Raw genomic sequence first — 15,264 nt, 5'->3', positions numbered from 1 at the left:
AGAAAGCTAAAAGACACCATAATTACTCATTTGCAACAAGCTTTTCCCACTTATCCAAACGTTCTTTGTTATGAGCATTAAGCGTAAAAGGCTTATCTGCTTTCGCATTTTTCTTCATATAGTGCAAAGTACCTTTAAAAATCCTAGCTTTTTCCAGTCTGAATAAGAAATGCTTAGAATCTTTTTTCGTATGTCGCTTGAGTCTTGTCTCTTTGTCTCATACTGAGGGCCATAAACTCAGTTGGCCTAGATCCTCATGTTGGGTTTTTACATGAGACGAGTTCGAGCAAGAATAGCCTTGCTTATGATTTGCAAGAACCATTCAGGTTTATTGTTGGCCTGGCTGTTTTTTCACTGGTTGAGAAAGGAGCAATGGATAAGCAGGACTTCATCCGGACAGAGACTTATGCGCTAAGGCTTAAGCCTATAGGGGCCAGGAAGGTTACTGAAGAAGTTAATCAATGGTTGAATAAACGTGCCAAACACAGGAATAAACAGCATACATGGAGTGCTATATTGCTCCTGAAGACAAGAGAATTGGCTCAATACCTTGTTGGCAAACGCAAAACCGTTGATTTCGTGTCTCCTGTGTATGAAATTGAAAGACAGGACAACATGGAAATAAGGCAGTTGATTCTTGATATTTCCTATGTTGAGTGGTAAAAATTGGGGTTCTCAAAGGGTACTTTGCATTATATGAAACAGAATGCTAAATCTGGGAAACCGTTTATTTTGAATGCTCATGTTAGGGAGAGATTGGAAGAATGGAAACAGAGAGTTCCTGCTATTGAATAATACAATAATTTTAGGAGAGGATATTTTGAATAAACTGACAGATCTGGAAAAAAAGATTGGATTTGAATTTGACGATGAAGATCTTTTAAATCAGGCTTTTGTTCATAGTAGTTATCTTAACGAACATAATGAACTAAATCAATGTAATGAAAGACTTGAATTTTTGGGAGATGCTGTTCTGGAATTAGTGGTTACAGAACATATGTATGAAAATTTGATCGGGCAGGAAGGCGAGCTTCATAAAGAAAGGGTAAAATTTGTTAAAAACGATTATCTATCGGAAATAGCTAATAATTTAAGGTTAGATAATTTCTTAATGAAAGGAAATGGCGAATCTAATAATGAAGATGGTATAAATACACGTACATCAAATGTGTTGGAAGCACTGATAGGGGCCATATTTCTTGACGGAAAGGAAACAGGTTATCAAAAGGCTAAAGAATTTGTTTTAAAACACGTTATATTAAATCCTAATGTATAAAGAGAAGTATGTTACCTCGACAGTTTCTTATTTTTTATTCCCTCCTGCTATGCATTTATCAGTTCTTATTTGATATATTGAAAAATATGACATATTAATATTGCAACACCTCAGTTATACAAAAAAATAGAAAAACTTATACAAATTGGATTTAATCATTTGCTATATAATAAAATTGTAAATGGGGTACTAAAAATTGGGAGATATTAAACTCAATCCTTCACAATCACAGGCAGTTGATTATACAGACGGCCCACTTCTAATACTCGCAGGTCCTGGTTCTGGCAAAACCCTGACCATTACGAAAAAGGTAGTAAACCTTGTGGATGAAGGATTTTCTCCTGACCGGATACTTGCCCTGACATTCTCTGAAAAGGCCGCAGGAGAGATGGAGGAGAGAATTGAAAACCGTATTGGAGAATCCAGCGCAATTACGGTATCCACCTTCCATTCCTACTGCAATGATTTGCTCAAGGAGTTCTCCCTGTATGTTGGCATTAATCAGGGTACCAGATTAATTTCACAGGAACATTCTCATGTGTGGGGAATAAACAATATCGACTCCTTTGGTTTTGAGAATATTGCGATTCCCAACAGACCCTATGATCTCATCACAAGCCTGCTGGAGGGTGTGTCTCAGCTACATGACCATCTGGTAGGTCCGCAGGAGTTGCAGGATTTTGTCACGCGAAAGCTGGATGAAACCGTTGATGAAGAAGAAAGGGATGAACTGCTCAAACTTGCCGACCTTGCCAGGTTCTATTCACATTACCAGCAGTACAAACGGGACCATAATTTCATGGATTACGATGACATGATCACAATGACATGTCGCCTGCTGGAAAACAATGAAGTTGTTCGAAATCAGATTCGCAACAGATATGATTACGTTTTGGTAGATGAATTCCAGGATACAAATTATGCCCAGCTTTATCTTATCAATCTAATTGCCGATGGCACTAACCTGACCTGTGTTGCTGATGATGACCAGTGCATCTACAGATTCCGGGGTGCCTATCTTTCCAATATCAAACAACTGCAGGATTACTACGCATCTCTTGAGAAAATACCCCTGGATCGCAATTACAGGTCCAGCTCACAGATAGTACAATTATCCCAGCAATTGATTGCAACAAACCCGGAAAGGGAAGCTAAGACTCTACATTCCCACAATGGGGATGGGGAGAAAATAAAGGTAGTAAAAACACCCGATGATTCCAGTGAGGCTCAATGGGTTGCAGATGAGATTCAGCGGCTGATTGAAGAAGAGGATATTGCTCCTGAAGAGATCTTTGTACTTACCAGGAAACGTGCTGATGGGAAAAAGTACAGTGATGCATTGAAAGGCAGAATGATCCCTGTGGAATATGTGGGCAATCTGCAGCTTAAGAATTATCCCATTGTACAGGAAGCCCTGGCCTACATGCATATTGTCGCTGATCCCTTCAATAATGGAATTGCTTTTGCCAAAGTGTTTGCAAGGGAAGGAGTAAGTGAACATGACCTCCAGAAGATCAATACTGTGGCAAAAAAACTCAGCAGGAAGACTGAACTGGAAGGGGATGGAATATATTCTGTGCTGCAACACCATCTTGACAACGTTTCAATAACTCAAAAGGCACTTGTCAAGTCCATCCTTGCCAGGCTCAATGAACTTATCGATTACAGGAAGAATCACCTGCCATCTGATACTGTGAAATATCTGTTATCCGAGAATACCGACCTGTACAGGGCCCAGTTGCTTGCAGATACCCTGGCTTCCAGAAGGAATATTCATATCCTCAACTCCCTGACCAGTATGGTAGAAGATCTGGAACTTGTGGACGGGGGTTCTGAATTTGCCAGGGCTGTTGAATATCTGGAACTGGTTTTCAATCTGGATATCGGGGATGAGGAAACCAGTGAGGAAAATACTGTTAAGGTCATGACCATTCATCAGTCAAAGGGTAAGGAAGCAAAGGTTGTCTTTGTCTGTGATATGGCTGACCGCCATCTGCCTCTGAGATTCACCAAAAAGCAGTTTCGTGTCCCCCGGGAACTTGAGAGAGGTGTGCAGAGGGATGTGGAGGATAAGATCCTGCATCTGGAGGAAGAACGCAGGCTGGCCTATGTAGCCATGACCAGAGCCAGGGAAAATTTGTATCTCACATTTCCTGAAAAATATACAGGCAACAAGCGAGGTATCAAACCCAGTGAGTTTGTCAGCCAGTTAGATTATGAATCCAATTCCCTGATTGAATACATTGAAACTGACAAATTACAGGATACAGAGACTGTTACCACGGAATCGCCATTGAAAGGAAAACAGGATGAATATCTCAGGCTTTTGGACATGTATGCCGGCCAGGGCCAGATGAAGCAGGCACTGGAAGCACTGGTTGTGCTAACTCAGTTAAAAGAGATAGAGGAAAAGGGCAACCTGTCTGTTTTTGATATTGAGGATTTTCTGAACATCACACCCAGAGAGATGGGAGAATTGGAGGCACTGGTGAATGAAGATTTACCACCTCTTGTGGATTCTGATATGCGTTTCTCGGCGTCCAAGATCAGGCAATACATGGAGTGTCCTCTGAAATTCAAGTATAGCAATGTACTGAATATACCGATTCCTCAAAAGACATTCTTCCAGACAGGAACCGATGTACATTCTGTGTTTGAACAGCTTTGCAGGCACAAGATGCAGGGCGAGTCCATTGATATGGAACTTGCCACTCGTATCCTGGATAAAACCTGGGATGGTTCTGTTTTCGATTCAGAGACCCACGAGCAGCAGGAACTTGAAAGAGTCAGGCAGATGCTGGAATACTGGTTTGAGTTTGAAAAAAGCAATCTCAATGAAACGATTGCTGTGGAGGAGAAGTTCAATCTCAAACTTGATGGAGCACAGTTTGGAGGAGTAATTGACCGAATCGACCAAACCCCTGCGGGCGAGTATATTGTTATCGATTACAAGACCAGCAAAAGTCCACTGAGCAAGAATAAGATGCCAGAAGATGTACAGCTTGCCCTTTACTGCCAGGCTGTCAGAGAGAGGTATGGAAAATATCCGGTCAAAGCAGGACTGATGTATGTCAATCCGAAGATACGTGACCTCAGGTTAATGGATGTGGACGAAGCACAGATTAATTCTGTACTTGATGGTGTAAGGCAGATTGTGGCAGATATTAAAGCCGAGGATTTTGAGGTCAAGGAAGAGCCGAATTGTTATTTCTGTGATTATAAGGGGATTTGTGAGTGGTACAATGAGAACAAGTAATTGTTATAAGGTTGCTAATAGATGATTGATGCAGAATTGAAAGGGAAAATACCTGAAGTACAAAATCGTGAAGATATTTTAACTTCTAACTATTTTGGTTTAATAAAATATTGTACAATGCGTACTTTTTCTCATGCTTTTCTTAGTGCAGCTCGAAGTTTAAAAGGAGAACAATTTAATATTTCCTGTATACCAGATAATTGGGATTTTGAATTAATTTTCTGGCCAAGATTTCATGACAATTCTGAACCTGATTTGCTGCTATTAATAAAAGATACATCCTTACAAATAAAATATCTATTTTTAATAGAAGTGAAATATTTTTCTCAGCAAAATATGTACTCAGTATCTTATGAATTTGAATCACATAAGTATGAAAACCAACTCTCGCGTGAATTCTTTAATCTATTTCAGGTGAAGAATATTGGTCAATTTGAAATAGCTAAGGATGCAAAACGATTTTTAATTTATTTAACAGCCGATTATTCATTGCCATCTGATAATTTTATTAGTGCGATAAATGAAATAAAAAGGTATGAAAAAATAAATCCATCTAATTACTTTTTATGGATGAGCTGGTATAATCTTTATGATGAATTAAATAATAATATTGGAATTTTAGATCTCAAGGAATTTGAGTTAAGTATTTTGAGTGATTTGAGCGATTATCTAAAAGCAAAAAACTTTTGGTCATTTACAGGATTTAGTTCTTATTCCAGACAATGCAAACGTTTTGAATATTTTTTCTATCCGAAAAAGATTATATTTGATTGGGAAATGGAATGCTGCAAGCCTACATATTGTTTTTTTAGTAAAAAGTAAAACAATAATATATTTTTTATTCTTTTAAGAGGAATTAAGATGTTTGATCAAACAGAAAATGAAAATTCAATTACTACTTCATTTAAAAATGTACAGACATTTTATGAGCAAATTTCTAAGCTTATTCTTGAGATGGACCAACAGTTTGCTAATAATGGATTTCAACCGAATTTAAATAATCCAAACGCAATTTGTCGATGGCGCAGTGATCGTGTTTCTGAATTTGGAGGTTGGCTAGTTGACGGTATTGCCAGACCATATTATTTTGTTGAGGGTGAGGAACAAGGTCATAAACAAATTGTAATCAATATAGTTTTTCATAATGAAGTGGCACCAGTTATCTCATATGGGTTATTTACATATGATGGAAATGTTGTAAATAAAAAATTTGGAATTGGGGATCACTGGTTACTTTATTGGCCATTCATGCTTGGCAGAGATTGGAAATTAAAAAAAGAAAACAAGTATTTAATTTGTAGTAATCCAACAACTGACAAATCATCTATAAACTTTTATGGATTAACAGAAAATATTTTTGTAACCCTCCGTTTGCTAAATATTTGCAATAGTGATTTTTTACAAGAACTTGTAGTAAATCCAGCTATTGAGTTGTTCCAAAATAACAATATAAATATAGATGATACTAACTCAAATCATCATATATCTTGTAACGATTACCTTGAAATTTTCCCTTATAGATAATTTCCAATTAGAAAGTAATCACATAAAGAACAACGCTTTCTGAACAGCATCTATCGGGTCATCATAAAAAGAGAGCTGGAACTTGCTCAACACTTCAGGCGGTACGCTTCCCAACCTTGCTGTGGACGCAGATGGGATCAATACTTTCTTTGCTCCGGCATCAAGACATACCTGCAGAAGGTCTGCTAAATTGTCCACTGCATTAATGGAGCCACCTATTGTCATATCGCCAATTATGGCAGTTTGTTCATGCAGTGGTTTGTCAAGGGCTCCGGAACAGAGACTGATAAAAGCCGAAAGTGTCAGACCATCCGCCAGTCCGATTCCATACATGTCCTGGAAGTTGAGGAAATAATCACTTTCTTTGGTGGATATGGATTGGCTGATAGATTTGGCATTGGCTTTGAAGTAATTGATAGCGGTTTTGACCGATTCTTTGGCTGCTGAATTGCTGCTAAGCCCTGTGGCTTCATATTTTCCATTCCCGGTGGCAATTTGCAGTTCTAACTTATAGACACCGATTTTTCCGTTTTCATTTGGAGCAACAGCAAAAGCTTCACCTGGTTTTCCAAGTCCTGGAGGAATAATCTTGTTACCACCACTTTCCGGAACGTTTACAAAATCTTCTTCCATAGTTTCATTATCCAGATAGGAGAAGTTCACATCAAAGAATTCCATACCGCCGATCTTTTTGAGTTGTTCCTTTACACGCCTTCTGCCTTCCAGAGCATATTGAAGTACTTCTTCAGCCTCTTGCCGGGTGATTTCTCCATTGGGATAGATTAATTTGACAAGCCCTGAATAGGTTTTTTTCACAGCAATTACATCTCTCTGGTTCAGATTGGACCCCATCTTGAAATAGTTGAATAGACTGTCTGCGTAGGAGTATTTACGCATTTCACGGAAGAATTCGGCAATATAGTCTACAATAAAACCATGTTTATCGGTGAAATGTTCAGGCCTAAATTTTGGAACCTCCCAGCCCGGGAGATAATAATGTATCCTGTCAAAAAAGGCACTGTCATTATTCATTGCTTCAGGGAAGGGAGCAAATAGGTGATGCGTTTTTAAAAGAGAGGATATGCTTTGGTTGATATTACCTACAAAGGCTATAGAGGCGTTGGCATTGATCTGCTCTCTACCTCTGGCAAAGGAACCTGAAGCCATGTAGTCTTTCAGAATCTGGATGCCGTCCTTATCTTTGAAATTAATCCCTGCAACCTCATCAAAGGCCACAACATCCCACATGCCCACCAGTCCTACCTGACGTGTGGACATATTGTAGAACAGGTTTGCTACAGTGGTTTGTCCGCCGGAGATAAGGACTGAGTTTGGTGAGATCTCTTTGTAAACGTGAGATTTGCCTGTACTCCTGGGGCCGAGTTCACACATATTATAGTTGTTTTCGACAAGGGGTACAAGCCTTTCAAGAAGATGCCACTTTGTTCTTTCTTCGAGATTGGAAGGCTCCATCCCTACAGAGCGCAGCAGGACGTCCATCCATTCTTCTTTTGTGAAAAAGTTCCTGTTTTCAAGGATCTCGTTTACATTGATGTTGGGCAGTTGAATGGGTTTTAAGTCCGAAATTGTGAAGGGTGATCCCATCTGGTCTGGTTCGTATTCCATCTTGACGATACACCAGATACCGCCACCAAGCAGTTTATCGTAGCGCATTACATAATCAGATTCAACTTCCACCTGGGCAATTCCCAGATTGGAAAATACGGCTTCATAGACATCCCGTCTCTCATTCAGTTTTACAGTTACCTTGTCTATTATTGTGTAATAACCGCTTTCTCTGATGCGGGATTTTATTTTTTCCGCCTCATCCGGTCGGACATAATTTCGGGACAGGATATTTTTTACCTTTTCTACACCGGCTGCTATCAGGTCTTCATCTTCGGTGGCACAGTTGGAGCCCAGCAGGTATTCGAGGACATAAACCGGGACATTGTAGCCTACTTTCATCATTTTGGTGAGGTCTTTGCGTACCACACGGCCTGCAAAGTATTGCTGCAATTTTTCATCAATGGATGTATCAATTTCTGTCCCGTTCATATTTTTGCCTCAAAAATCAAAATCATCTTTCAGTAGTAGATCTACTTCAAAAGGTATCGGCTCTATTACATTCTTATTAATCGCAGTTGGATCATCGTCTATCAACTTGAGATAATATGTTTTGTTCTCTACATTATTCCCAAGGGTTAATATGACCTTCTGTTGGCGTTCTGTAGGTTCTTCTGAAGAACGTTCTAGGATCACGGTCTTTTCATCACTTACCTTTTCGCCGTCAAACTCGCTGTCCCAGAGGGCTATACGGACTTTCAAAGGTTTAAGTTTGTCACTTACCTTTTCAGTCTGCAGCAGGTTTACAGAGAAGGAATTGCTTGTGATCCTTCGACCCGGATTGGTAACAGTTACTCCAACTTTGCCTTTTTTGATTCCTTTGCGCTCCAGCTCTGCACTCTTTTTATAGCTATATTTGAGGACAGGAATGATTATTTCCTGGGGAGCCAGACCACCGTGGACAAATTTGAGTCCGCCTCCCTGCATCCTGAATCTCAGATCGGCTACCGGGACATAGGCATAAAGATCCTTTTCTGCTTCAACCAGATTATTGATCTTAAATTTGTGAGTGTTCATAACATCGATATCTTCTGTAGTGAGGATGAAGCGTTTTTTAGAGTCGATAATTCTGTCTTTATCAAAGGTTGCTTTATCGAGTTTGTAAACACTTTCCAGGTCATCCCGTCTGTAGATGAAGCCGTGATCAGCTGTGACGATAACATTATTCAGAAGCTGGGAAGTAGTGAGTTTGGAAATCATTTGATGGACTTCCTGTATGGCGGTTTCTGTCTCTTTGAAGACTTTGTCTTCCGAAGATTCTTTGTCACCGGTGGAATCAATGACATTGTGATAAATATAGAAAATCCTGATATTTTTGAATTTCTTCAGGGCTTCTTTTTGTGTTAGACTCAGTAGTTCATCAGAGGTCAAAGTAACACTGTCAGGAGTTGCCTTGTCCACTATTTTTGCTCGGTTGGGAGTGCCCTCAGTGCTAATACCATCGGCCAAATAATGGTTATCCTTGAGTTGCAATGAATCATGAGGTAGCAGGGATGCCATTCCCAATTTGGTGTAGGAAGGAAGGGAGCCAACCATTGTTTTAAGTTCCATTGTACCCTGGCTGGATTTGTTGAGTCTTTCCTGAAGTTCTACAGCGACCTCGTAGCGCATTGCATCGGAAATTATGACTGCAATTTTGTCTTTGTCATTCTTTTGAATGGTGTTTTGCACATATAACTTGTAGAATTCATCCTGTCGGTCTGCAAGTTCTACTTTCCAGTAATCCCCAACATCTGTATCGATCAGTTCACTCCAGTGGCCGAGCATTTTGTCGATAAGGTTATTGTTGTACAGGTTTTCCACACGTTCCCTGATCTTAGAAAGAACGTCCGTCTTGTTGTCGAGATCATAATGGAAGTAAAATTTACGATAGTAATAATCCATCTGGTAGAGGTCTTTCTCATAGCGGGCTATGAATCCACGTACATCTTTACAGGAAGCAAGCGTTTTTTCAAAGCCTTTGGCAAACCGATGGAGTTTGATTGCATATTCCAAAGCACTGTAGATGTGCTGGAATTGCGGATACCAGTGTTTGGATTTTCTCTGGAAGATCCAGTCCAGATATTTTTCATATTCTTCCAGGTCGTTACATAAACTGTCCACGATCTGTCTTATGATCGCTCTATCGAATACGTCAAAGGCTTCTGCATCCAGGTAATCGCAAGGTTCAGTTTCTTTGATCTCCTGCTTGAGGTATTTTTCGAGTTTGAGCTGGCTGTCTTCAAAGGTTTCCCTGCTGTATTGATCGAAATAAGTCCCATCTTTGGAGTGGTCCATCCATGTGCGGATGAATATCTCACATTCATTACTCATGGAGTTGATGTAGTTTTTATATTTCTTCAGGGGAAGTGATGTGTTTCGTTTTATATGGGTTAGGAGTATGCTCAGGAATAGTTTGCGTAATGTGGGATCAGATTGTATAAATCCGAAATATTTGCCTGCAAGTTCCCAGAAATCGTCTTCAAGATTGAGTCTTTGTATCTCGGCCCAGGCGGGATTTTCGGTCTCATACAGGGATTTGAGGAATAGTTTGCGGACTATGTCTTTAAAATCGATGGTATCTGAGCCTGTGAGCACTGTCAGAAAGCCCAGTACCATTTCATCCTGGCGCCATTTGGGGTCATAGAATTTGCGGAATGGCTCCACACGTGCCTTGCTTTCAAAGAACTTGTAATGCTCTTCCAGGAAGTTATCCAGATCATAGCCTTCGATGCCAAATTCACTCTTTATATCGGATATCCGACTGTTTTCAAACCGCTCGGAGTACAGCTGTATATCAAGCAACCAGTTCTTGTCAGGCTGCGGTTCGCCCCTGGATGAATATATCAGGAAATGGGTATCAGTTTTATCCTCTTCAATGAGTTTCTTGGTCTCAAAGAAGTTCTGCTCAAGCCTGTGGACCTGGATATTGTTCTCCTCGAGGATCGGTTCGATCTCCTCAAGCCCGCCATCTGCTGCAGTCTCGTCCTTATCATACCAGAAGATGATCCTGCGATCACTGTATCCTTCGGTATCATTGAATTTCTTGAGTATGGCCTGTGCGGTCTTTTCAGCGTTGAGCATGGTTTTAATTCCCTTGTAATTCATTGAAGTCTTTCAATTGTTTTTTTAGTTTCTCCATTACTCAGAATAAATTCATTTCCATTGAGTATATTATTTCTCAAAAAAACAGTGTTATAACCTAGTCTTTGTGCAGATTGTTCAAAATCTTCTTGATTTACATACATTCCTTTAGTGTATTTGCTTGTATCTAAGTTTTCCAAATCATGTTTTATTTGCTTATGAAACCATGAATTTAATATAAATCGAGAACATTTTTCATTCTTCATTTCGAAAAAACCTACTAAGAAATGAGGATACAATCCATTCATAATCATTATTTCTTCATCAAGACCCTTTTTCCATTTTACACCACAATCATTCAAAATTGATGTCATTTCTTCTATAGTAATGTAATTCTTCCAATTTTTCTGAACAATATAAATATAGATAAGTCCGTCCTTATTTTTTATTTTATTATTGCCTAAAGCATATTTTTTTGCAGTATCATATTTTGATTTATTGTAAGCTAGAGATACAAAACATGAATAGGGTTTGAAATCGGAATCAATTTCATCTGCATAAGTCATGCCTTTATTATGTAAAAAAGACAATAAAAGAAATCGAAAATCATTTTGAACTCCTATGCTCTGCTTTTTCATCTCCGAAACATATTCAGGATTTATTCTTCCTTCCACATCTGAGTTACATTCCTTAATATCTTCAAGAATACTATTACATTTTTCGACCAATGCTTCCAAATTGAATTCGTCATTAATTTCGCAGTGATCATATAAGGATTCAGGTGCCTCCTCGTGATATTTTGATTTTGTTCCTGCAACAAAAAAATCATATAAATCTTTTGAGATGAATTTGGAATGGTTCTTTTTTGAATCTCCTCTGCAACAGAGAATTACATCATTACTTTTTTCTAAATCATGTATTATTTGCTTTAAGTAGCAAATCTCCATCTCATTTAAATCAATAAGATTGTATTGTTTCTTAGTAGTAATTGACTGAAATGATTCAGTGTTATTAAAATATTCCAAATTTTTATCATCATATTTCATATCTTCCCCACCAAACCCTCGAACAACTTGTAATTCTCCTTGACCCCGTCATCCAGATCGATCTCGATAGGCTTAGCCGCCTTATTCTTGAACACTTCATCATAAGCCATGATCTCTTCGATATACCCGGCCAGTTTAGCCTTCTCCTTCACATTCCGGGCATCCTCACTGGAAAGCATCTGCCTTTGAGCATCCATTTTCCCTTCCAGTTTCAGCAGGTACTCGGTCCGCATCCTGGCAAGCGTGGTCCTGTCATAGCGGTGCATGTAGACCAGTGCATTGAACGCCCGCTTCTTCCCTGAAGTGAACAGCCAGTAGATCGGCCTCTTCTTGTACATCTTCACATGGTCCTTGTAGAAATCCTTGAGGAAATAATCCCGGATGACCTGCTCGGAAGACTTCGTTTTCTTCTTACCCCCGGAGGAGAGCGCCTGGGCAATGAAATCCATATTCTCTGAGAGCTTCTCCGGCCCGAAGGTCACTTTCAAAAACTCCTTGAACCTGCCCACAATGTCATCGGTGAAATACTCCTCATCCAGTATAGGAATGATGCCATCATCATCCGGCAAGAACTCTGCATCCGGTACTTCCTCCATAAATTCCTGCCTCCCTTCACCCTGATTGGCAAGGACCAAACCTTCCTTATGCGGAGAATATCGCCCGAACATGCAGCCCACGGCGTAGGAGATGAACTGTTTCACAATAACATCTTTCTTGAAAACAAGTTTCCCATCTTCTATACGTGTTTCATCTTTGAGAATAGTTATATCTTCAAGGGGGACATCAGGATTCATTTCATTGATTAAATCATATATGTTGATAAATTGGCGATTTAATTCTTCTTCGTTTCGATGAAGTTGGGTAAATGCACTCTCCCAATATCTACAATAATTTCCATAAGCATCTTTAATTCTATTTGTAGATCTATGAGTCAATAATTCACTTTTATTGAAATCCCAAGAAATTTCCCTAGAATCCCATTCTGTGTTACAAATGTTTATTGATGAACTAACTAGGCTATTAATGGTATTATTTTCTAAAATTTGAATATTTATTGGCAATTTTCGGATTATGCCTGAATTGAAATCCAGTGTTGGAGATAATACTTCTAATAGATAATCCGAAATGCATGAATTTAAGTAACCTAATAATTCATATCTTTTTTCTTTATAATCTTCATTCAAAAAACAAGATTGTCCTTTTGCGTCAAACACAAAACCATTTCCAAATATTCGCGCATTAAAACTACCACTACTTAAGGAACTCCAAGTAATTCCAGGTTGAAAAAAATAGTTTTTGCTATCTATACGAAAACCAGAAAAACTTTTAAGCAATTTTATTCCTTGCATATCGTATCTTAGTACATAATCATTATTGCCATACCATTTTCTTTTACTGCCACCTTTATTGTAAGGTACAAATTTGTATTGCTCTTCTAAAAATTGAGTATGACTAAATTTCCCTATTCCTATATCTTTGTAATTTATTTCAGGCCACAATCTTAGCATTTTGTCATTGTTTCCAGTAGACATTCCATGCCTTGGCTCTGCAAAAATTTCTAGATTATCATTTATTTTAAAAATTTCCTCCACTTTTTCACTCACCCAATAAGCAATAGGACTCCCTGGAATCTTCTTGAAATCGGCGGCTGAGGCGGTATAAAACCAACCACATTCTGGATTCTTTATAGCTTCTATAGCTTTTGGAGCCTGATTTATTGCCCCACGGAAATCAGAAAGCCTTACATATCCACCTTTATAATCAGGAAGATGGGTATTTTTAGCTGTAAATGTACAAATTGGCACTGTTGCACCATCAAAACCCGAATATTCAAGTTGAATCAATGAAGTGATAGTTTTCTGCTCTATCAAATAATTTCTTAGTTTTTCATATGATGAAATAAACATCCATACATAAGGTGTCATAAATCCAAGTTGGCCCGCAGGTTTCGTAAAATTGAAATTCCTTTCTATAAACATAGCAAATAAATCGGACTTGCTGTCTGGATAATTATCCTTAGCATACTTCTTGAGAACCGGATTCATTCCCTTATGACCCATATACGGCGGATTTGTCACCACGCAATCATACTGACTACTCATCAGTTTGGCCTGTTTGATGATGGCATCCGGGCTGTTTGGGACATCTCCGAAAGTATCTATGGCAGGATTCTTGCTGAACTGGGTGTATTCGGCATCGATCATGTCGAAATCGAACCTGGGAAGTTTGAGGATGGAGCCGTATTCCTTGGCATCCCCGAAGAATTCGATGAAGCGGTGCAGTTCTGGATACATCTGCTCAGGGATGTAATCTATATTATTGGTCTCCTGGATGGAGCAGAGATTGAGCTGTATGTCTTTTTCGAATAATCTGCGGTCGTATTTGCGAGCCTGCATCATCAGGGCAAATCCTGCAAGTTGGGTGGCTCGGTCATCTATCTCCAGACCGTAGAGGTTCTTGTTCAGGATCAGGGGTGCGATCTCATTGTCCAGATAACCCATGGAGCGGTAGATCTCATAAAAAACATCAAACGCATAGACCAGAATATGGCCTGAGCCCATCGCCGGGTCCAGCAGGGTGATTTCTTCAGGGCTGTAGACTTTTTCTTCCGGTTCAGGGGTCTCCTGATCGATGAAATACTCAAACTTGTCCTGCAGAGTGGGATTCGGATTGGATTCCAGCCACAATCTTGCCAGGGAATTCTCCACCATGTACTTGACAATCCACTTCGGAGTGAACAACTGGGTCGCTGCAGGAATATTCTCCTTATTTATTTTTACGTTCTTCTTCAGGTTGGCAAACACCTCTTCCTTGCGGGGTGCCACATAATCCTGATAAATCCAGCCGATGATTTCGACTTCCTGCCAGTCCTCTTCAGGAATAATGTCATTCAATTCCACAAGGACCGAATCGGTATGGAGCAGGTATTCCGGGATGAGCAATTCGGTGTAATCCTCGATATGCTCAAACAGGAATGGCATGATCTCATGCAGATAATTGCAGATTTTGAGGATCAGGTAGTGATAGAGTTCTTCATCCTTGCCTTCTGCTTTGAGGTCCAGCACATAATCAAGCTCCAGTTGCAAAAAATCCAGGTCGGCTGCTTTTGTCAGTATTTCGGGTTCCGCTCTTCCCTTTTCTGACGAGGAGAATATCTTTACAGGCAGATAATCATTAACTTCCATGAACTTCAGGGCCACGAACCGGTTAAACCAGGTATAGGTCACCTCGTCCATCACCTGTTCATAACCCTTCTCGGCTACTTCCTTTACAAGTCGCTCTCGTTGGTGCTTGATCTTCTTATTGTAGACCTTACCCCCGATAACAATGGAATCCGCATGTTCTGAATCCACGGGCAATACTTTATCCGACAGGATACCGCAAAAGGTAGCCCTATCCTCCACTTCCTGCTTCAGTTTCTTTCTTAATGAATTGGAAAATGTAATGATACTGTTTTTATCCATTAGACCACC

The 15,264-nt window shown here is 39.5% G+C and carries 9 protein-coding genes; 5 read left to right on the top strand and 4 right to left on the bottom strand.

Going from position 1 to position 15,264, the window contains the following annotated elements; genetic code table 11:
* Positions 1 to 204: 204 nt before the first annotated feature.
* The 5 genes from cas1 to EFE42_RS09735 all read left to right on the top strand — a co-directional run bounded on the left by cas1 (position 205) and on the right by EFE42_RS09735 (position 6,056).
* Positions 205 to 663, top strand: a complete 459-nt coding sequence (gene cas1 / locus EFE42_RS09755) for a CRISPR-associated endonuclease Cas1 (RefSeq protein WP_233564812.1) — start codon at positions 205 to 207, stop codon at positions 661 to 663.
* A gap of 79 nt (positions 664 to 742) precedes the next feature.
* Positions 743 to 1,276, top strand: coding sequence for a ribonuclease III family protein (locus tag EFE42_RS09750; RefSeq protein WP_233564811.1), 534 nt, complete (start codon positions 743 to 745; stop codon positions 1,274 to 1,276).
* 196 nt (positions 1,277 to 1,472) lie between these two features.
* Positions 1,473 to 4,532, top strand: coding sequence for an ATP-dependent DNA helicase (locus EFE42_RS09745; protein ID WP_123137051.1), 3,060 nt, complete (start codon positions 1,473 to 1,475; stop codon positions 4,530 to 4,532).
* 21 nt (positions 4,533 to 4,553) lie between these two features.
* Positions 4,554 to 5,354, top strand: coding sequence for a hypothetical protein (locus EFE42_RS09740; protein WP_123137050.1), 801 nt, complete (start codon positions 4,554 to 4,556; stop codon positions 5,352 to 5,354).
* Positions 5,355 to 5,393: 39 nt separating this feature from the next.
* On the top strand, positions 5,394 to 6,056 hold the full coding sequence (locus EFE42_RS09735) for a hypothetical protein (protein WP_123137049.1): 663 nt from the start codon (positions 5,394 to 5,396) through the stop codon (positions 6,054 to 6,056).
* Positions 6,057 to 6,074: 18 nt separating this feature from the next.
* Here EFE42_RS09735 and brxL read toward each other — a convergent pair whose 3' ends face one another.
* The 4 genes from brxL to pglX are packed head-to-tail and all read right to left on the bottom strand — an operon-like array spanning position 6,075 to position 15,255.
* A complete protein-coding gene (brxL, locus tag EFE42_RS09730; RefSeq protein ID WP_199724126.1) occupies positions 6,075 to 8,114 on the bottom strand; it encodes a protease Lon-related BREX system protein BrxL in 2,040 nt (679 codons plus the stop codon).
* A 9-nt stretch (positions 8,115 to 8,123) separates the two neighbouring features.
* Complete coding sequence (gene pglZ, locus EFE42_RS09725) at positions 8,124 to 10,769, bottom strand: BREX-1 system phosphatase PglZ type A (protein ID WP_233564810.1); 2,646 nt, start codon at positions 10,767 to 10,769, stop codon at positions 8,124 to 8,126.
* Positions 10,766 to 11,791, bottom strand: a complete 1,026-nt coding sequence (locus EFE42_RS09720; RefSeq protein ID WP_123137048.1) for a hypothetical protein — start codon at positions 11,789 to 11,791, stop codon at positions 10,766 to 10,768. Before EFE42_RS09720 ends, pglZ begins: the two co-directional genes overlap by 4 nt.
* Positions 11,788 to 15,255 carry a BREX-1 system adenine-specific DNA-methyltransferase PglX gene (pglX, locus tag EFE42_RS09715; RefSeq protein ID WP_123137047.1) on the bottom strand — a complete coding sequence of 1,156 codons (3,468 nt, stop codon included), beginning with the start codon at positions 15,253 to 15,255 and terminating at the stop codon, positions 11,788 to 11,790. The genes EFE42_RS09720 and pglX overlap by 4 nt, the downstream gene beginning before the upstream one ends.
* Positions 15,256 to 15,264: the final 9 nt, after the last annotated feature.

This window comes from Methanohalophilus sp. RSK, assembly GCF_003722075.1.
Classification (GTDB): domain Archaea; phylum Halobacteriota; class Methanosarcinia; order Methanosarcinales; family Methanosarcinaceae; genus Methanohalophilus.
Note: the sequence above shows the minus strand (reverse complement) of the source record. Positions and strands in the feature narration are given on the sequence as shown.